Source organism: Quadrisphaera sp. RL12-1S (assembly GCF_014270065.1).
GTDB lineage: Bacteria > Actinomycetota > Actinomycetes > Actinomycetales > Quadrisphaeraceae > Quadrisphaera.
The window spans coordinates 461,891-480,363 of the sequence record NZ_JACNME010000002.1 but is presented as its reverse complement, the minus strand read 5'-3'; the positions used below and the strand labels follow the sequence as shown (position 1 = coordinate 480,363).

At 74.5% G+C, this 18,473-nt stretch carries 18 protein-coding genes; 12 read left to right on the top strand and 6 right to left on the bottom strand.

The window, feature by feature from the left end; genetic code table 11:
- Positions 1-9 precede the first annotated feature (9 nt).
- Genes H7K62_RS05715 through H7K62_RS05700 form a run of 4 tightly spaced genes read left to right on the top strand, consistent with a single transcriptional unit; the run spans position 10 to position 4,101 of the window.
- A complete protein-coding gene (locus H7K62_RS05715) occupies positions 10-1,014 on the top strand; it encodes an ABC transporter permease (protein WP_186716933.1) in 1,005 nt (334 codons plus the stop codon).
- 16 nt (positions 1,015-1,030) lie between these two features.
- The gene (locus tag H7K62_RS05710) at positions 1,031-1,951 is read left to right on the top strand and encodes an ABC transporter permease (RefSeq protein ID WP_186717088.1); all 921 of its coding nucleotides are present in this window, start codon (positions 1,031-1,033) and stop codon (positions 1,949-1,951) included.
- Complete coding sequence (locus H7K62_RS05705) at positions 1,952-2,995, top strand: ABC transporter ATP-binding protein (protein WP_186716932.1); 1,044 nt, start codon at positions 1,952-1,954, stop codon at positions 2,993-2,995.
- The gene (locus tag H7K62_RS05700) at positions 2,992-4,101 is read left to right on the top strand and encodes an ABC transporter ATP-binding protein (protein ID WP_186716931.1); all 1,110 of its coding nucleotides are present in this window, start codon (positions 2,992-2,994) and stop codon (positions 4,099-4,101) included. Before H7K62_RS05705 ends, H7K62_RS05700 begins: the two co-directional genes overlap by 4 nt.
- Before the next feature lie 7 nt (positions 4,102-4,108).
- Here the strand turns inward: H7K62_RS05700 and H7K62_RS05695 are convergent, their stop codons facing one another.
- From H7K62_RS05695 to H7K62_RS05685, 3 genes are all read right to left on the bottom strand, one after another.
- On the bottom strand, positions 4,109-5,155 hold the full coding sequence (locus H7K62_RS05695) for a class I SAM-dependent methyltransferase (RefSeq protein ID WP_186716930.1): 1,047 nt from the start codon (positions 5,153-5,155) through the stop codon (positions 4,109-4,111).
- A 199-nt stretch (positions 5,156-5,354) separates the two neighbouring features.
- Complete coding sequence (locus tag H7K62_RS05690) at positions 5,355-7,055, bottom strand: putative bifunctional diguanylate cyclase/phosphodiesterase (RefSeq protein ID WP_186716929.1); 1,701 nt, start codon at positions 7,053-7,055, stop codon at positions 5,355-5,357.
- Between the two features lie 278 nt (positions 7,056-7,333).
- Positions 7,334-8,203: a RecB family exonuclease gene (locus H7K62_RS05685; protein WP_370591625.1), complete on the bottom strand. Its 870-nt coding sequence runs from the start codon at positions 8,201-8,203 to the stop codon at positions 7,334-7,336.
- A 106-nt stretch (positions 8,204-8,309) separates the two neighbouring features.
- Between H7K62_RS05685 and H7K62_RS05680 the strand changes: the two genes are divergently transcribed.
- From H7K62_RS05680 to arc, 3 genes are all read left to right on the top strand, one after another.
- The gene (locus tag H7K62_RS05680) at positions 8,310-9,455 is read left to right on the top strand and encodes a site-2 protease family protein (RefSeq protein WP_186716927.1); all 1,146 of its coding nucleotides are present in this window, start codon (positions 8,310-8,312) and stop codon (positions 9,453-9,455) included.
- A 90-nt stretch (positions 9,456-9,545) separates the two neighbouring features.
- Complete coding sequence (locus tag H7K62_RS05675) at positions 9,546-10,640, top strand: tRNA (adenine-N1)-methyltransferase (RefSeq protein WP_186716926.1); 1,095 nt, start codon at positions 9,546-9,548, stop codon at positions 10,638-10,640.
- Positions 10,641-10,777: 137 nt separating this feature from the next.
- Positions 10,778-12,469, top strand: coding sequence for a proteasome ATPase (gene arc, locus H7K62_RS05670; RefSeq protein WP_370591624.1), 1,692 nt, complete (start codon positions 10,778-10,780; stop codon positions 12,467-12,469).
- Here arc and H7K62_RS05665 read toward each other — a convergent pair.
- Positions 12,466-12,870, bottom strand: a complete 405-nt coding sequence (locus tag H7K62_RS05665) for a DUF3054 domain-containing protein (RefSeq protein ID WP_186717087.1) — start codon at positions 12,868-12,870, stop codon at positions 12,466-12,468. The genes arc and H7K62_RS05665 overlap by 4 nt on opposite strands.
- Before the next feature lie 95 nt (positions 12,871-12,965).
- On the opposite strand from H7K62_RS05665, the gene dop reads away from it, so the two are divergent.
- Complete coding sequence (gene dop, locus H7K62_RS05660; RefSeq protein ID WP_186716924.1) at positions 12,966-14,546, top strand: depupylase/deamidase Dop; 1,581 nt, start codon at positions 12,966-12,968, stop codon at positions 14,544-14,546.
- On the opposite strand, the gene H7K62_RS05655 is transcribed toward dop, so the two are convergent.
- Positions 14,535-14,993 (bottom strand): SRPBCC family protein, encoded by a 459-nt coding sequence (locus tag H7K62_RS05655; RefSeq protein WP_186716923.1) that lies wholly within the window; start codon positions 14,991-14,993, stop codon positions 14,535-14,537. The two genes, dop and H7K62_RS05655, sit on opposite strands and share 12 nt — an antisense overlap.
- On the bottom strand, positions 14,990-15,838 hold the full coding sequence (locus tag H7K62_RS05650; RefSeq protein ID WP_186716922.1) for a HEAT repeat domain-containing protein: 849 nt from the start codon (positions 15,836-15,838) through the stop codon (positions 14,990-14,992). The genes H7K62_RS05655 and H7K62_RS05650 overlap by 4 nt, the downstream gene beginning before the upstream one ends.
- A gap of 154 nt (positions 15,839-15,992) precedes the next feature.
- Between H7K62_RS05650 and H7K62_RS23580 the strand changes: the two genes are divergently transcribed.
- The 4 genes from H7K62_RS23580 to H7K62_RS05630 are packed head-to-tail and all read left to right on the top strand — an operon-like array spanning position 15,993 to position 18,402.
- Positions 15,993-16,205 carry a ubiquitin-like protein Pup gene (locus H7K62_RS23580; RefSeq protein WP_186716921.1) on the top strand — a complete coding sequence of 71 codons (213 nt, stop codon included), beginning with the start codon at positions 15,993-15,995 and terminating at the stop codon, positions 16,203-16,205.
- Entirely contained in the window at positions 16,202-17,032 is an 831-nt protein-coding gene (gene prcB, locus H7K62_RS05640) for a proteasome subunit beta (protein ID WP_186716920.1), read from the top strand. The genes H7K62_RS23580 and prcB overlap by 4 nt, the downstream gene beginning before the upstream one ends.
- Positions 17,029-17,817 carry a proteasome subunit alpha gene (gene prcA / locus H7K62_RS05635; protein ID WP_186716919.1) on the top strand — a complete coding sequence of 263 codons (789 nt, stop codon included), beginning with the start codon at positions 17,029-17,031 and terminating at the stop codon, positions 17,815-17,817. Before prcB ends, prcA begins: the two co-directional genes overlap by 4 nt.
- 21 nt (positions 17,818-17,838) lie before the next feature.
- Complete coding sequence (locus tag H7K62_RS05630) at positions 17,839-18,402, top strand: GNAT family N-acetyltransferase (RefSeq protein WP_186716918.1); 564 nt, start codon at positions 17,839-17,841, stop codon at positions 18,400-18,402.
- The last annotated feature ends 71 nt before the right edge of the window (positions 18,403-18,473 follow it).

Here is an 18,473-nt window from a genome sequence, read left to right as displayed (position 1 = left end):
CGCCCGCTCGTGATCGGGTTCGTCGTCCGGCGCCTGCTGCTGCTGGTGCCGGTGCTGGTGGGGCTCGTGGTCCTGCTCTTCGCATGGCTGCGGGCCCTGCCCGGCGACCCGGCCCGCGCGCTGCTCGGGCAGCGCGCGACGCCGGAGTCAATCGCCCAGGTCAACGCCGCGTACGGCTTCGACCAGCCGCTGCCGGTGCAGTTCGTCACCTACGTGGGGCGGCTGCTGCGCGGTGACCTGGGCTCCTCGAGCGCGTCGGGGGAGCCGGTGCTCGACACCTTCCTGTCCCGCTTCCCGGCCACCATCGAGCTCAGCCTGGCCGCCCTGCTGTTCGCCGTCGTCCTCGGCATCCCGCTGGGGTACGCGGCGGCGCGGCGCGCCGGGGGCGCGCTGGACACGCTCATGGTGGGCGGCTCGCTGCTGGGCGTGACCATCCCCGTGTTCTTCCTGGCGTACCTGCTGAAGATCGTGTTCTCGCAGTGGCTGCCGTGGCTGCCGACGTCGGGCCGGCAGGACCCGCGCATCGACGCCACGCACGTCACGGGCTTCTACGTGCTCGACGGGATCCTCACGCGCGAGTGGGACGCCAGCTGGGACGCGGTCGTGCACCTGGTGCTGCCGGGCATCGCCCTGGGGACCATCCCGCTGGCGATCATCGTGCGCATCACCCGCGCCTCCGTGCTGGAGGTGCTCGGGGAGGACCACGTGCGCACCGCCCGGGCCAAGGGCCTGCCGCGGGCGCTCATCAGCCGCCGGCACGTGCTGCGCAACGCGCTGCTGCCCGTGGTCACCACCATCGGCCTGCAGACCGGGCTGCTGCTGTCCGGGGCGGTGCTCACCGAGTCGGTGTTCGCCTTCAACGGCATCGGGGCCTACCTGTTCCAGGCCATCAGCCAGCTCGACTACGCCGTGCTGCAGGGGTTCATCCTCTTCATCGCGCTGACGTACGCGCTGGTCAACCTCGTCGTCGACATCCTCTACGGCGTCATCGACCCCCGCGTCCGGCTGAGTTGAGGCTCTCGTGACCCAGATCTCCGAAGCGCTGGAGCCGAGCACGCCGGCGGGTGCGCCCGACCCGGACGCCGTCGGCAGCGGCGGGCTGTGGCACAGCGCGTGGCGCCGCCTGCGGCGCAACCCCACCGCCATCGCCGGTGCGGTCATCGTGCTGGCCTTCCTCCTGGTGGCGCTCTTCGCGCCGCTCATCGCCCCCGGCACGCCCGGCGTGCCGCTGCCGAACAGCGGTGTCACGCCGTCATCGGTGCCGGGCCCGTCGCCGGGGCACCCGCTGGGCCTGGACAGCCCCGGCACCGACCTGCTGACCCAGCTGGTCTTCGGGGCCCGGCAGTCGCTGCTCATCGGCGTGGTCTCCACCGCGCTGGGCCTGGCCGGCGGTGCCGTGCTCGGCGTGCTGGCCGGCGGCCTCGGCGGCTGGGTCGACACCGTGGTGATGCGCCTGGTCGACATCCTCCTGTCGATCCCGTCGCTGCTGCTGGCCGTCAGCGTGGCCGCGATCCTCGGGCAGCGGCCGATCTCGGTGATGATCGCCATCGCCGCGGCCCAGGTGCCGATCTTCGCGCGGCTGCTGCGCGGCTCGATGCTCGCCCAGCGCGGCTCGGACTACGTCCTCGCCGTGCACTCCCTGGGCGTGCGCCGGCGCACGGTGGTCATGAGCCACCTGCTGCCCAACTCCCTGGGCCCGGTGATCGTGCAGGCCACCCTGACGCTGGCGACGGCGATCATCGAGGTGGCGGCGCTGAGCTACCTGGGCCTGGGCGCCTCCAACCCCTCCACGGCGGAGTGGGGGCGCATGCTCGTCAACGCCCAGTCGCGGCTGGCCACCGACCCGCACCTGGCGATCTGGCCCGGTGCCTGCATCGCCGTCACGGCGCTCGGCTTCACCCTGCTGGGCGAGGCGCTGCGCGAGGCACTCGACCCCAAGGGCAGGAAGTAAGTGGCACTGCTGGAGGTCAGGGACCTGACCGTGGCGTTCCCCGGCGGGTCCGGGCGCGGCTCGTCGTCGTCCCGGCTGTCTGACCGGGCCGTCGACGGGGTCTCCTTCGACGTGGAGGCCGGCCAGGTGGCCGGGCTCGTGGGGGAGTCCGGGTCCGGCAAGTCCGTGACGTCGCTGGCGGTGATGGGGCTTCTGCCCGCGACCGCCCGGGTCTCCGGGACGGCGGCCTTCGACGGGCGCGACCTGCTGTCGCTGCCCGAGCGGGAGCTGGAGGGCGTGCGCGGCCGCGACGTCGCGATGGTCTTCCAGGACCCGATGACCTCGCTCAACCCCGTGGTGACGGTGGGCACGCAGATCACCGAGGTGCTGCGCCGCCACACCGGGGCCTCGCGGCGGGCGGCGCGCGACGAGGCCGGTGAGCTGCTGGCCCGCGTGGGCATCCCCGCGCCCGTGCGGCGGCTGCGGGAGTACCCGCACCAGCTGTCGGGCGGCATGCGGCAGCGGGCGATGATCGCCATCGCGCTGGCGTGCCACCCGAAGCTGCTCATCGCCGACGAGCCGACCACGGCGCTGGACGTGACCATCCAGGCGCAGGTGCTGGAGCTCATGGGCGACCTCGTGCGCGAGCGCGGGACGGCGATGCTGCTCATCACCCACGACCTGGGCGTGGTCGCGGGCCTGTGCGACTCCGTGACGGTCATGTACTCCGGGCGCGTGGTGGAGCGGGCGGGGCGGCACGAGCTGTTCGCGCGCCCGCGCCACCGCTACACGTCGGGGCTGCTGGCGTCGGTGCCGCGCCTGGACGCGCCGCGCGGGCAGCGGCTGCAGCCGATCCCGGGCACCCCGCGCGACGTCATCGGGTGGACCGACGGGTGCGCCTTCGCCCCCCGCTGCGCGGCGGTCTCCGACGCCTGCCGGGTTCCCGACCTGCCCCTGGAGCAGGACGACGACGCACCGGCCGGCGCCGGGCAGCACCTGCTGCGCTGCGCGCACCCGGTGCCCGCCGCTCAGACCGACCCGCACCAGCAGGAGCGCAGCGCATGACCACCACGAACGCCAGCGCCCCCGGCGACGTGCTGCTGTCGGCGCGCGGCCTGGCCGTGCACTACCCGGGCCGCGGGTCGCTGCTGCGGCGCGCCGCCTCCCCGGTCAAGGCCGTGGACGGCGTCGACCTCGACGTGCGGCGCGGCGAGACCTACGGCCTCGTGGGGGAGTCCGGGTGCGGCAAGTCGACGCTCGGGCGGGCGCTGCTGCGCCTCACCGAGCCGACGGCGGGCTCCGTGAGCCTGGACGGCACCGACCTGCGCTCGCTGGGTACCGAGGCGCTGCGCCGCGAGCGGCGCCGCATGCAGATGGTCTTCCAGGACCCGATGGCCAGCCTCGACCCGCGCATGGACGTCGAGGCGGCCGTCGCCGAGCCGCTGCGCGCCCACGGCCTGTTCCCCGGCAGGGGCGAGCGCAGCAGGCGGGTGCGGGAGCTGCTCGGGCTGGTGGGCCTGCCGGCGTCCGCGGCGACCCGCTACCCGCACGAGTTCTCCGGCGGTCAGCGCCAGCGCGTCGGGATCGCGCGGGCGCTGGCGGCCGAGCCGTCGCTCGTCGTCGCCGACGAGCCGGTGAGCGCCCTGGACGTCTCCGTGCAGGCGCAGGTGCTGAACCTCCTGGAGGACCTGCAGGAGGCCCTCGGGCTGACGTACGTGCTCATCGCGCACGACCTCGCGGTGGTGCGGCACTCCAGCGACCGGGTGGGCGTCATGTACCTCGGCGGGATCGTGGAGGAGGCCGACTCCGACGACCTCTACGCCCAGCCGCTGCACCCGTACACGCTGTCGCTGATGTCGGCGGTGCCGGTCCCGGACCCGGCCGTGGAGGACTCCCGCGAACGGATCCTGCTCACCGGGGACCTGCCCAGCCCCGCCGACCCGCCCTCGGGCTGCCGCTTCCACACCCGGTGCCCGTTCGTGCAGCCGACGCGCTGCGCCGACGAGCGACCCCAGCTGCGGCAGCTGGGACTGCCCGGCCTCGGAGCGCCCGCTGCCGCTGGCGGTGGGACCCCGCACCGGGTGGCGTGCCACTGGGCCGAGGCGATCCGCGACGGGCAGCTGCAGCCCTCCCGGGCCTCGCACGACCCGGCCGCGGTAGAGCCGGTCTGAGCCTCGGTCAGCTGCCCGGCTTCACGACGTCGACGACGGCGTACACCCCGTCCTGGGGGATGCTGATGGTCGTCCTGTCGAGCGGCAGCCCGGCGCGGCGGACGAGGTCGACGAGCTGCTCCACACTGCGGTAGTGGAGCTCGGGCCACCCGGCAGCACGCCGGTTGAAGTCGAGCTCCGGCCGGTCGTCCAGCATGTTGGCCACGACCACCACACCACCGGGCTCGAGCAGCCTGAAGGCGTTCCGCAGGAGCTTCACGCACGAGGCGTCGCTGAAGTACTCGAAGATCCCGACCGCGTCGACGACGGCGGCTCGCCCGGCACCCAGCTCGTCGACGAGTGCGTCCCTCGCGACCACGGTCGCGACCAGGTCCCTCTGCAGCAGTCGGAAGTCGATGTCGGCCTGCATGCCCTCTGCCTCGGCGAGCCGGCGTGCGAAGGCGAGCGCGTCGGGGTCGTGGTCCACGAGCTCGAGGCGCGGGCCCTCACCCGTGTCGACGTGATCGCGCACCGCGTCGAGCACCGGGACCGCCGCGCCGCAGGCGAGGCTCACCCAGACAGCGCGGCGGTCTCGGACGGACAGGGCGCGCGAGCGGTGCAGGGCGTCCTGCATCAGGCGGCCCCGCGTCCGGACACCGATGGAGTCGAGGGTGTGGGTGAAGAAGGCCCGCGCCGCCTCGTCGACCGGCGAGCCCGACGGCATGGCGGTGACGTCTGGGCGTTGGATGGGGTACAGGGCTGCGGCTGACGGCACGAGGTCCCGCCGCCACTCGCGCAGCGCCGGGGACCGGAAGAACCACCGTGAGGCGTCGTTGTGGACCACGAGCTGACCGTCGACGACGTCCGGCGACTTCCAGGTGGGGTGGCGGCGGAGCTGCGCGTCCCACTCCGAGATGTCTGCCTGGATCCTGGCGCGGTCGGTCGGTTCTGCGTGCCCGTCGTCGACCACGAGGCGCCGGTGCAGCACCCCGGTCACACCGTCCCGGTGCTCGACGGACAGCTCGACCGCGCTGCCTCGGGTGCGGCGCCGTGTTCCGGTGCTCTGAGCGGGCACGGCGCCCTGGAGGAGCGTCGCTGGGTGAGGGGGCTGGGGGTGTTCGAGGACCACGGAGCTCCTCCGGGACGCGCGACAGGCCGTTCCGGCCTCTGGTCTGCCGGGATCGTCCCTCGTTGGAGGGATCGTCCTGCGGAAGACACGCGGAACGACGCGTTCCTTCACCCGCAGCGGCCAGTGGTCAAGGGTCCGACCGACGTCATGCCGTCGCGGAACGCGCCACCTTCGTCACGGACGGTGCTGTCCCAGCGGGGCGACCGAAGTACCAGCCCTGGCCCAGGTCGCATCCTCGCGCCCGCAGCCACTGCGCCTGCTCAGCGTCCTCGATGCCTTCAGCGACGACCCGCATGCCGAGTGCTCCGGCCATGGCCAAGATGGCGCTGACCAAGGGGGCCTGTGACGACAGGCCCCTGATATCACTGGTGAACGACTTGTCGATCTTGAGGATGTCCACGCCTGACCGTCGCAGCCGGTCAAGGCTGGAGTACCCGACGCCGAAGTCGTCCATCGCCGTTCGCACCCCTGACGCCTTGAGAGCGTGCAGGTTGGAGGCCAGGTGGAGGGACTCGATGTCGTAGTGGCTCTCCACGAGCTCGATGACCAGGCGCTCCGCCGGGAGGCCGCTGTCGGCGAGGGCTCGGGCGACCCGCTGCGCGTACTCGGGGTCCTGCAGCTCGCGGCCGCTGGAGTTGACGGTGACGTACGGCACGCGACCGTCCGGACCGGCGGGCCACCGAGCAGCCTGCTGGCACGCCTCGCGCAGCACCCACTCGCCCAGTTCGCTGATGGCGCCTGACTGCTCCGCTCCGGGAAGGAACTCCACCGGCGGGATGAGCCCACCGGCAGGGTGCTGCCAGCGGACGAGCGCCTCCGCGGCGGCGAGCTCACCGGTCTGCAGGTCGACGATCGGCTGGAAGTGGACCAGGAACTCGCCCCGGGCCAGGCCCTCGTGGACCTCACGGCCGTCGCGACCGACACCGGGGTGCTGGTGGGTCCGGGCTCGCCCCTCCCGCTTGGCCGTGTAGAGCGCTGACTCGGTGCGCGTCACCAGCATGGAGACCGACTCGCCAGGCTCTCGACCGGCGACGCCGGCAGAGCACGTGACGCCCTGCGGCAGCGCGTCGTGCATCTCCACCAGCAGCGCGCCGGTGCGGGCCGGTGACCACCCGGGCATGACGAGCGCGAACTCGTCGGCTCCCAGCCGGGCGAGCGTCCCGTCCCGCGGCGTCAGGGCGGCCCACTCCTTGGCCACGGCCTGCAGCAGCCGGTCGCCGGCAGCAGAGCCAAGACCGTCGTTGTAGGCCTTGAAGTGGTCGAGGTCCAGGACCGCGTAGGTGAGGTCGACGTGGGAACCGCTCTCTCCCGCTGCCTCGTGGAGCGCGCGCTCCACGCCCTTGCGGTTGCGCAGACCGGTGAGGCTGTCGACCTCGGCCCGCAGCAGGGCCCTCGCCATGAAACCCGAGGCAACTCCCAGGAGGAGCACCACACCCCACAGCACCAGCTGCTCGGCGAGGCCCACCCCCGGCTGGGAGGCGAGGGCCGGTGCGCCGACGAGCACGGTGAGAGCGAGGTGGACGTACGCCCACCTCGGCGGGAGGCACAGGAACGAGTAGGCGGGTGACAGGCAGTACACAGCCGCGTAGGCGGCCGCGCCGGCACCGCCTCCTGACGACAGGAGTGCCGCGGTGATGAGGAGGACGCCGCCGAAGGTGGCGACGTGCGGAGTCAGGCGGGGCAGGCGCATCCGCAGCACCAGCATGAGCACGCCTGCGCCGACCGCTGCGGCGTTGACCAGGCGGACGACGTCGGCACCGCGCTCGGGTGCCGTCGTGGGCAGGTAGGTGCTGGCGATCACGAGCAGGCCCGTGAAGACGTACAACCAGCCGGACACAGCAGACATGGCCTCGCTGCCTGACAGGAGCGTGGAGGTCTGCGGCGACCGCATGCCGCGCGGGCGCAGGCCAGTGAGCCGCCGAGCTGATCGAGGCCGGACCACGGCCACCGGAGCGGTGGCAGCGGGGCGAACGGACTGTGTCAGCCCCCGGGGCGCTGGGAGCTGAGCCACCTGACGCGCCCGTCCCACGGGGCGCCCTAGGAAGGGCGTGCGCCTGCTCACACCTCCTCGATCGGCCGTCCCCCGAGATCACTGCACTCCGAACACCCGTCCGGAGCAGGCGGTCACCCGATCGCTGCAGCCTCCTGCACGTCTTCAGGCCGCGGCCCCACGGCCACGGGCAGCGGCGGGGGAGTGCCCCCGAACGCGGGGCACAGCGCCTGGTGGGCGCACCAGCCGCACAGCTTGCTGGTGCGGGGGCGCCAGTCGCCGCTCTCCCGGGCCTTCTCGATGGCCGCGGACAGCGCCTCGAGCTTGCGCTCGGTGGCGAGCAGGTCCGCCTCGGTGGGCTGCAGCCGCAGGACCACGCCGTCCCCGAGGTAGACCAGCTGCAGCAGCGCGGGCACCACGCCCCTGAGGCGCCAGACGGCGAGGGCGTAGAAGCGCATCTGGAACAGCGCCTTGCCCTCGAACCCCTCACCGGGGGAGCGGCCGGTCTTGTAGTCGACCACGCGCACCATGCCGTTGGGGGCGACGTCAACCCTGTCGATGATGCCGCGCAGCAGCAGTCCGGACTCCAGCTCGGTCTCGACCCTCAGCTCTCGCTCGGCCGGCTCCAGGCGCGTCGGGTCCTCCAGCGTGAACCACGTGCGCACCAGGGCCGCCGCGGACTCCAGCCAGGTGCGCTCGGCCTCGTCGCCGTCGAAGAGGGTGGCCACGTCGGGCTCGTCCACCTGCAGCTGCTCCCACGCACCGGGCAGCAGCGCCTGGGCGGCCTCGGGGGTGCGCTGGGCAGCAGGCAGGTCGAAGAGGTGCTCCAGCGCCGAGTGCACCAGGGTGCCCCGGACCGCCGCCGACGACGGCGGCTCGGGCAGCTTGTCCACCGTGCGGAAGCGGTAGAGCAGCGGGCACTGCTGGAAGTCGCTGGCGCGCGACGGCGACAGCGAGCGCCGGCTCACCGGCGCCGCGGCCTCAGCGGTGGGGGAAGCGGACACGACCACCACGGTAGGCGCCGCCCCCGACAGCCCGGGCGCCTCGGCCCCGTGCCTGTGGATCCCGCGCCGCAGACCGGCCACCCGCGCGGCCCCGTACCCTGGCGCCGTGGCTGGGGCGACGTCCGAGCGCTCCGAGGGCCTGGTCCTGGGGCGCCTCCTCGGCGTCCCCGTGGTGCTGGCGCGGTCGTGGTTCGTCATCGCCGTGATCATCACCCTGCTCTTCCACAGCTCGGTGTCCTACGCGGCGCCCGGCCTGGGCCCTGTCGCCTCCTACGCGGTCTCCTTCGCCTACGCGGTGCTGCTGGGCGTCTCGGTGCTCGTCCACGAGATGGCCCACGCGCTGGTCGCGCGCGCCGTGGGCCTGCCGCCCACCCGCGTCGTCCTCACGCTCATGGGCGGTCACACCCAGTTCGAGCGGGAGATGCCCTCCCCGTGGCGCAGCTTCGCCGTCGCCGTCGTGGGCCCCCTCGCCAACGGGCTGCTCGCGCTGCTGGCCTACCTGCCCCTGCACTCCCAGGCCCTGCCGCCGCTGGCCTCGCTGCTGCTCACCGCCACCGTCCTCACCAACGCCTTCGTGGCTGTGTTCAACGTGCTCCCCGGCCTCCCGCTGGACGGCGGCCGCCTGCTCGAGGCGGCCGTGTGGCGGCTGTCCGGAGACCGGGACCGCGGCACCGTCGCCGCGGGGTGGACCGGGCGCGTCCTCGCCGTCGGCGTGCCGGTGGTCGCCCTCGGCTGGCCGCTGGTGCACGGCGGCCGCCCCGACATCGTCACGGTGGTCTGGGCCGGGGCCGTCGGCGCCGTCCTGTGGACCGGTGCCGGAGCGGCCCTCGCCGGCCCCGCCGTCCGCCGGCGGCTGCCCCGGGCCCGGGCCCGGGAGCTGGCCCGCCCCGCGGTCGCCGTGCCCGCCGACGCGTCCGTGGCCGACGCGCTCGCGGCGGCCCAGGCCTCCGGGGGCGCCCGCGTGGTGCTGACCGCCCCGGACGGGCGCCCGGCCGGCCTGCTCGACCCCGGCGCCGCCCAGGCCGTCCCGCCCGAGCGCCGCCCCGCCGTCCCCGCCACCGCGGCGGCCACGGCCCTGCTTCCCGGCACGGTGCTGCCCGACCACCTCGTGGGCCCCGAGCTCATCACCGCCATGTCGCGCCAGTCCAGCGAGGAGTGGGTGCTGGTGGACCCCGGCGGCCGGGTGGTGGGGCTGCTGCTGGCGCGCGACGTCACCGCGGCCGTCCTCGGGCCCCGGGCTGCGCGCCGCTGAGCCGGCGGCTCGCCCACCCGTCCCAGCACTTCCGCCGAGCACCCCTGACAGACCCCTTCCTGACGTCCAGCACCGAGGAGTGACCGTTCCGTGAGCACCGGTTCCGCGCTGCGCCGCGGCCCGTTCCGCGTGGGTGACCGCGTCCAGCTGACCGACCCGCGCGGTCGTCTGCACACCATCACCCTGGCGCCCGGCGCCACCTTCCACACCCACCGCGGGCACCTGCGCCACGAGCAGCTCATCGGTGAGCCTGACGGCTCCGTGGTGGTCAGCACCTCCGGGCACGAGTACCTGGCCCTGCGGCCGCTCCTGGCCGACCACGTGCTGTCCATGCCCCGCGGCGCGGCGGTGGTCTACCCCAAGGACGCCGGGCAGATCGTCGCCATGGCCGACGTCTTCCCCGGCGCCCGCGTGGTGGAGGCCGGCGTCGGCTCCGGCGCGCTGTCGATGTCGCTGCTGAGGGCGGTCGGCGACGACGGGCACGTGCACTCCTACGAGCGCCGCGCGGACTTCGCCGACATCGCCCGCGGCAACGTCGAAGGGTTCTTCGGCGGTCCCCACCCCGCCTGGCGCGTCACCGTCGGCGACCTCGCCACCGCGCTCGTCGACCCCGAGGACGGCGAGGAGCCCGGCAGCGTCGACCGCGTGGTGCTGGACATGCTGGCCCCCTGGGAGTGCCTGGAGTCCGTGGCGACCGTGCTCGCGCCCGGCGGCGTGCTCATCGCCTACGTGGCCACCGCCACGCAGCTGTCGCGCCTCGCGGAGGACCTGCGGGGGGCCGGCTGCTGGACCGAGCCCAGCGCGTGGGAGTCCCTCGTGCGCGGCTGGCACCTCGAGGGCCTGTCGGTGCGCCCCGAGCACCGCATGGTCGGCCACACCGGGTTCCTCATGACCAGCCGGCGCCTCGCCCCGGGCACCACCGCGCCCCAGCGGCGCCGCCGTCCGGCGCCCGGCGCCAGCGACGAGTCCGGGACGCTGGTCTCCCCGTGGGCCGAGGAGGAGTTCGACGACGCCTCCCTCGGCGTGCGCGGCACCTCCGACAAGAAGCTGCGCCGCTCCGCCCGCGACGCGGCCCGCATCGCCGACGCCGCGTCGTCCTCGTCGACGGCAGCGGGGGAGCCTCCTGCGTCACAGCCCGGTGACGGTCCTGTTGCAGCCGAGGGGATCTCACCGCGCGAGGTCTGAGGCGGGAGTTATCGTCGAGCACGGACTCGACTCCGGCCCGCGCCGAGCGGGTCGTGCGGAGGTGTGCTGTGTCAGACGCGAGCTCAGGGCCCTTTGAGACCACCGAGCACCACGAGCCTCCCGCCCAGCGGCGGGCGGTGGAGGGACTGCGCGAGGAGGTGGGTGCCCTGCGACGGCGCCTGGCCGAGACCCCGGCCCGCACGCGGGCCCTGGAGGAGCGGGCGGCGGACCTCGAGCGCCAGCTCGCCGCGTCCACGTCCCAGAACGACCGGCTGGTGCGCACCCTCACCGAGGCGCGCGCCCGGCTGGTGGAGCTCAAGGGCGAGGTGGAGCGCCTCGCGCAGCCGCCCTCCGGGTACGCCACGTTCCTGGAGCTGCACGAGGACGGCACCGCCGACGTCGTCCAGGCCGGCCGCAAGGTCCGCGTGGCGGTCAGCCCCGCCGTCGACGCCCACGCCCTCGGGCACGGCCAGGAGGTGCTCCTCAACGAGTCCCTCAACGTGGTGCGCGCCGGCGGGTACGACCGCATCGGCGAGGTGGTCACGCTCAAGGAGGTCCTCGACGGCGGCCGCGCCCTGGTCACGGCCCAGGCCGACGAGGAGCGCGTGGTGCGCCTGGCGGCGCCCCTGCAGGCGGCCAAGCTGCGCGTGGGCGACGCCCTCAACCTCGACCCGCGCAGCTCGGTGGTCTTCGAGAAGGTGCCCAAGGCCGAGGTCGAGGAGCTCCTCCTGGAGGAGGTCCCCGACATCGAGTACACCGACATCGGCGGCCTGGCCGGCCAGATCGAGGCCATCCGCGACGCCGTCGAGCTGCCCTTCGCCCACCCCGAGCTGTTCCGCGAGCACGGCCTCAAGGCGCCCAAGGGCATCCTGCTGTACGGCCCCCCGGGCTGCGGCAAGACGCTCATCGCCAAGGCCGTGGCGCGCTCGCTGAGCAAGCAGGCCGCCGAGCGGCAGGGCAAGACGGAGGTGCGCAGCTACTTCCTCAACATCAAGGGCCCCGAGCTGCTCAACAAGTACGTCGGCGAGACCGAGCGGCACATCCGCCTGATCTTCGCCCGCGCGCGGGAGAAGGCCTCCGAGGGCACGCCCGTCATCGTCTTCTTCGACGAGATGGAGTCGCTGTTCCGCACCCGCGGCTCGGGCGTCTCCTCCGACACCGAGACGACGATCGTGCCGCAGCTGCTCGCCGAGATCGACGGCGTGGAGCGCCTCGACAACGTCATCGTCATCGGCGCGTCCAACCGCGAGGACATGATCGACCCGGCCATCCTGCGCCCGGGACGCCTCGACGTGAAGATCAAGATCGAGCGTCCCGACGCGCAGGCCGCGCACGACGTCTTCGCCAAGTACCTGACGCCGGACCTGCCGCTGCACGCCGACGACCTCGCCGCGAACGGGGGGTCCCCGACGGCCACCGCCGCCGCGATGATCGAGCGCACGGTGGAGCGGATGTACGCCGAGTCCGAGGAGAACCAGTTCCTCGAGGTCACCTACGCCAACGGTGACAAGGAGGTCCTGTTCTTCAAGGACTTCAACTCCGGCGCCATGATCCAGAACATCGTCGACAGGGCCAAGAAGTCCGCCATCAAGGACCTGCTGACCACCGGCCAGCGCGGGATCCGGATCGAGCACCTCATGGCGGCCTGCGTGGACGAGTTCAAGGAGAACGAGGACCTGCCCAACACCACCAACCCCGACGACTGGGCGCGGATCTCGGGCAAGAAGGGCGAGCGGATCACCTACATCCGCACGATCATCCAGGGCAAGCAGGGCTCCGAGCCCGGCCGGAGCATCGACACCGTCAACGGCACCGGCCAGTACCTCTAGTCCTGGCCGCGAGGACCGTGCCCGCTGGCCCGCGTGCTCCGCAGCACGCGGGCCAGCGGCGTCCTCAGAGCCCGCCATCCCAGCAGGAACACCGCCAGGACGACGGCGCTGACCACCGCGAAGCTCCACGCGCTGCCCTGGCCGGAGACCAGCCGCAGCAGGTGCCCGCCCAGCAGCGTCGCGGCCCACACCACCAGGCCTGCGGGCACCAACGCCAGCGGCGACCAGCTGCGGCGCGACCCGAGCAGCGCCACCAGCAGCCAGCCGGCGCCGAGCCCGGCCAGGAACGGCCAGGCGGTGTGCGCCAGTCCCACCACGGCACCGGCCTCGCCGTGCGAGCGGCGTCCCACAGCGGCGAAGACCAGGACGAGCGCGACGTCGACGACGAGCGCCGCCACCAGGGCCGGTGCACCCGCCGTCGTCGTCCTGCGGGTGGCGGGGGTCCGGGCGGGGGCTGCCGCGCGCTGCGTCACCACCCGAGCCTAGGGTGGCCGTGATGAGCGTGCGCCGGGTCGTGGGTGTGGAGACCGAGTACGGCGTCTCAGCGCCGGGCCACCCCGAGCACGACCCCGTGCTGCTGTCCAGCCAGGTGGTGGCCAGCTACGCCGCCCCGCTGGTCTCGGGCCGGCGCAGCGGGCCCCGGTGGGACTACGAGGACGAGGCACCGCTGCGCGACGCCCGCGGCTACGAGGTGCCCCGCAGCGCCGCCCACTCCAGCCAGCTCACCGACGCCCCCGGCCGCCGCGACCCGGGCGACGGCGCGGGCGTGGGCGCCGCCGGTGCGGGGGAGGACCCGGCCAGCGCCAACGTCGTCCTCACCAACGGCGCCCGGCTCTACGTCGACCACGCCCACCCCGAGTACTCCTCCCCGGAGGTCACCGGGCCGCTGGCGGCGGTCCGGTGGGACCGCGCGGGGGAGCTGGTGATGCGCCGGGCGGCGGCGAGCGTGGCCGCCTCCCCGGGGCTGGACCCAGTGAACCTGTACAAGAACAACACCGACGGCAAGGGCGCCTCCTACGGCACCCACGAGAACTACCTCATGGCCCGCACCACCCCGTTCGGCGCGATCGTGCGGGGCCTGGTGCCGTTCTTCGTGAGCCGCCAGGTGGTGTGCGGCGCCGGCCGCGTGGGCCTGGGGCAGCGGGGCGAGGAGCCCGGCTTCCAGCTGTCGCAGCGCGCCGACTACTTCGAGACCGAGGTCGGCCTGGAGACCACCCTCAAGCGGCCGATCATCAACACCCGCGACGAGCCGCACTCCAGCGCGGACCGCTACCGCCGCCTGCACGTCATCGTCGGTGACGCCAACCTCTGCGACGTGGCGACCTACCTCAAGCTGGGGACCACGGCGCTGGTGCTCGACATGGTCGAGGCCGGCACCGCTCCGGACCTCGTGGTCTCCGCCCCGGTCTCGGAGCTGCACGCCGTCAGCCACGACCCGTCGCTCCGCCACCGGGTGCGGCTGGCCGACGGCAGCCAGCTCACCGCGGTCGAGCTGCAGTGGCGCTACCTGGAGGCGGCCCGCGCCCACGTCGCCTCCCGCGGCGGCGGTCCGGACGAGGCGGCCCGCGCCGAGACCGATGACGTGCTGGCCCGCTGGGAGCGGGTGCTCACCGACCTCGAGGCCGACCCGTTCCGCCTGGCCGGCCAGCTGGACTGGGTGGCCAAGCTGCGGCTGCTGCAGGGCTTCCGCGACCGCGACGGCCTGGCCTGGGACTCACCCCGCCTGGCCCTCATCGACCTGCAGTACGCCGACGTCAACCCCGCCAAGGGCCTGCACGCCCGGCTGCGCGCCCGCGGGGCCGTGGAGGAGCTGGTCACCGACGCCGAGGCGGAGGTCGCCAGCACCGAGCCCCCCGAGGACACCCGGGCGTGGTTCCGGGGCCAGTGCCTGGCCCGGTACTCCCGTGACGTGGCCGCCGCCAGCTGGGACTCGGTGATCTTCGACGTGCCCGGCCGCGGAGCGCTGCAGCGGGTGCCGATGCTGGAACCGCTGCGCGGCACCCGGGCCGGCACCGAGGCGCTCCTGGACCGGTGCCCCGACGCCGCCGCGCTGGTGGACGCCCTCTCAGGTCGCTGAGGAGCCCTTCAGCCGGCTCTCCAGGTTGGCGACCAGCTCGCCGTTGACGCGCTTGAGCCCCAGCGGGGCGAAGGTCCGCTCGAAGAAGCCGCCGACGCCGGTGGCGCCGTCCCACGTCGTCGTCGTGGAGACCGTGCACGAGCTCATCCCGGAGGGGGCGACCACCCAGCGGGTGACCATCGAGGAGCGGGTGTCGCGCTCGACGAGGGTGCCGTCGGGCTCCTCGGAGACCTCCACCAGCTGCTCGCGCACGCGCTTCTTGGTTGCCTGGAAGCGCCAGCCCACCCGGGTGCCGGCGCCGGTGCCGCCGGACTCCACGCGGTACTGGCTGTACGCCTCCGGCATGGCCTCGCGGCGGGCGCCGGTGTAGTCCGCCAGCGCGCTGCGCAGCTGGAGGGCGGAGACGGCGGCGGTGTGCTCGCTGGAGGCGGTGACGCGGGGGCTCATGCCTCCATCCTCCCCGCCGCCCGCACGTCCGCGGCGAGGGCCACCAGACCCGGCAGGAGGTCGGCGGCGGTCAGCCACGGCTCGTCCAGCTCGGAGTCCGGGTCGGCCAGGGCGCCGCTCAGCGCGGCGCGCACGGCGGGCTCGGCGCGCGGGTCGTCGCGGCGGACCAGGCCCAGCGCGGCCAGGCCCCCGGTCTCCCCGGGGGCGTCCAGGCGGGCGGCCAGGGCGTCGGCCACCGCGGCCGAGGCGGCGGCGCCGGTCGGGTCGAGCTGCTCGGCGAGGGCGAAGACGGCCTGCTCGGCCACGTCGGCGTCGTCGTCCTCGGTGGCGCGCACCAGGGCGGTCACCACGCGCTGCCCGGGCTCACCGTCCAGCCAGGCGCCGTCGGCGCCGAGGGCCAGGGGCAGGCAGGCCACGGCCTGCCACCGCACGTCCGGGTCGCCGTCGCGGGAGAGGACGACGAGGACGTCGAGCGCGGCCGCCGACGGCCCGGCTGCGCCGAGGGCCTTCGCGGCGGCCCAGCGCAGGTCGGCGTCGGGGCTGGTGGCGGCCTGCGCCGCCTGCTCGGCCACCTGCTCGCGCGCCCGCTCCCGGTCGGCCAGCGGCAGGGGGGACGCGGGGCCGGCCAGGACGGCGGACAGCTCCAGCCCGACCTGCCGCACCGACAGCTCCTCGGACCTCCACCAGGCGGCGGCGTCGGCGAGGGCGCCGGAGCGGCGGGCGTGGGCGGCCAGCGCGGCCGGGAACGCGGCGCCCGTGCCCTCGCGGGCCTCGAGGAGCTCGGCAGGGACCTCGGTGGGGACCTCGGCGGGGACCTCGGCGGGGGAGTCGGGCTGCTCTGGCACGGCCCCGATGCTGCCAGGTCCGCAGGGGGGAGCCCGCCGATCAGCCGGGTGCCGGTCGCGCTGTCGGCGCCCGCGCCTACGATCGACGCAGCACGACCGGACCCCACCCCGTGGGTGCGCCGGCCAGCCGAGCGGTCACCTGGAGGAGGCACCGGTGCCAGGTCAGGAGCAGCAGCGCCCGTCGCGGCGCGACAAGGACGAGGTCGAGCACGAGGTCGAGCCGCTCCCGCGCTCGGGCGCCCAGGGCGAGGACTCGGCCGCGTCGTCGACCGACGACGTCGACGCCCTCCTCGACGAGATCGACGACGTGCTCGAGTCCAACGCCGAGCAGTTCGTGCGCCAGTACACGCAGAAGGGCGGCCAGTGACGGCAGCTCCCCTGCCCCCGGCGTTCACCACGCCCGGCAGCTCCTCGTTCACCGAGTTCCTCGGCGCGCACGCCCCCGAGCTGCTGCCCGGCCGCCGCGCCGCCACAGCGCAGCACGGGGGAGCGGGTGAGCAGCTGGCGCCGCACGGCACCACCATCGTCTCGCTGACCTTCCCCGGGGGCGTGGTGATGGCCGGTGACCGGCGCGCCACGGCCGGGTCGATGATCGCCAGCCGCGACATCGAGAAGGTCTTCCCCGCCGACGCGTGGAGCTGCGTGGGCATCGCCGGGTCCGCGGGCCTGGCGGTGGAGCTGGTGCGCCTGTTCCAGGTGGAGCTGGAGCACTACGAGAAGATCGAGGGCGCCCTGCTCAGCCTGGACGGCAAGGCCAACCGCCTGGCCACCATGGTGCGCGGCAACCTCGGCCTGGCCATGCAGGGCCTGGCGGTGGTGCCGCTGTTCGCCGGGTACGACCTCGCCCGCCAGACCGGCCGGATCTTCAGCTACGACGTCACCGGCGGCCGCTACGAGGAGCACGAGCACCACGCCGTCGGCTCCGGCTCGCTGTTCGCCCGTGGGGCCCTCAAGAAGCTGTGGCGCCCGGGGCTGGACGCCGACGGCGCCGTGCGGGTGGCCGTGGAGGCCCTCTACGACGCCGCCGACGACGACTCCGCCACCGGCGGCCCCGACGTCGTGCGCCGGATCTGGCCGGTCGTCGCCGTCGTCACGGCCGAGGGCTACGTGCGGGTGGGCGAGGACGAGCTCGGCGCCGTCGCCGCCGCCGTCATCGCCGACCGCACCGCCGAGCAGGAGGGGCGCCGCCGATGAGCATGCCGTTCTACGTCAGCCCCGAGCAGCTCATCCGGGACAAGGCCGACTACGCCCGCAAGGGCATCGCCCGCGGGCGGTCGGTGGTGGTGGCCGAGTACGCGGGGGGCATCGCCTTCGTGGCGGAGAACCCGTCCAAGGCGCTGCACAAGGTCAGCGAGATCTACGACCGGATCGGCTTCGCAGCGGTCGGCAAGTACAACGAGTTCGAGAACCTGCGCGTCGCCGGGGTGCGCTACGCCGACCTGCGCGGGTACTCCTACGACCGCGCCGACGTCACGGCCCGCGGCCTGGCGAACGCCTACGCGCAGTCCCTCGGTGCGGTGTTCACCAGCGAGCCGAAGCCGCTGGAGGTCGAGGTGGTGGTGGCGCAGGTGGGCCCGGAGCCGGGCACCGACCAGCTGTACCGCCTCACCTACGACGGCTCGGTGGCCGAGGAGCACGGCGTGGTCATCATCGGCGGCCAGACCGAGGCGGTCGTCGGGCCGCTGCGGGAGGGCTGGCGCGCCGACCTCGACCTGCCCGGTGTGCTGGCGCTGGCGCTGCGCGCCCTGGCGCCCGACCCCGCGGGGGGCCCCGCGCGCACGCTGAGCGCCGACCAGCTCGAGGTCGCGGTGCTGGAGCGCGCCCGGCCGCGGCGCACCTTCCGCCGGCTCGAGGGACTGGTGCTGCAGGCCGTCATCGACGGCAGCGACGAGGGCGCTCCCGCGTCCGCGCCCGCCGCAGGGCAGGCGGGGCACACCGGCCTGCCCAGCAGCACCGTCGACCTGCCGCCCGCTGACTGACCCTCGCAGGGCTGGTCTGGCGTGGGTGGGTGGCGGCTGCGCCGCGCACGGCTGGCGGACGCCGGTGAGGTGCTCGTGGTCTCGCTGGCGGCGTTCGTCAGCGAGGCCCAGCGCTACGGCGACCCGCTGCTCCCGCCGCTGCGGGAGACGCTCTCCGACGTGCGCGCCGCCATCGACGACCCGGCGCAGCGGGTCGTGGTCGCCGAGGCCGGTGCCTGGTCGGACTGGAAGCCGGACCGGGTGCTGGGCTCGGTCCGCGTCCACCTGGCCCGTGACCTGCCCGGCGATCTGCCCGGCGGGCAGGACGACGACGGTGACGGCCCGCTCGTCGGGCACGTGGGCAGGCTCGTCGTCGTCCCGGATGCGCAGGGACGGGGGCTCGGCAAGGCCCTCCTGGGCGCGGCCGAGGACGAGGCCCGCCAGGCGGGTGCGGTGCGCATGGAGCTGTTCACGGGAGCGGAGTCGGAGGGCTCGATCGCGCTGTACCAGCGCGCCGGGTACCGCCTGAGCGACAGGCCCGGTGACGCCGCCCGCGTCGACGACCGCGGCGTCCGCCTCGTGGTGCTCGTCAAGCCGCTCATCTGACCGGGCACGCGCCTCGACGACGATCAAGGAATCCAGCGACACCGTCGAGCCGCACGAGGATGCGCAGGGAA

Bases quoted from the DNA above. Each gene is read 5' to 3' on its own strand.
- H7K62_RS05690 (WP_186716929.1), bottom strand. From the start codon at position 7,055: ATGTCTGCTGTGTCCGGCTGGTTGTACGTCTTCACGGGCCTGCTCGTG.
- H7K62_RS05655 (WP_186716923.1), bottom strand. From the start codon at position 14,993: ATGAGCCCCCGCGTCACCGCCTCCAGCGAGCACACCGCCGCCGTCTCC.
- prcA (WP_186716919.1), top strand. From the start codon at position 17,029: ATGAGCATGCCGTTCTACGTCAGCCCCGAGCAGCTCATCCGGGACAAG.
- dop (WP_186716924.1), top strand. From the start codon at position 12,966: ATGAGCGTGCGCCGGGTCGTGGGTGTGGAGACCGAGTACGGCGTCTCA.
- H7K62_RS05700 (WP_186716931.1), top strand. From the start codon at position 2,992: ATGACCACCACGAACGCCAGCGCCCCCGGCGACGTGCTGCTGTCGGCG.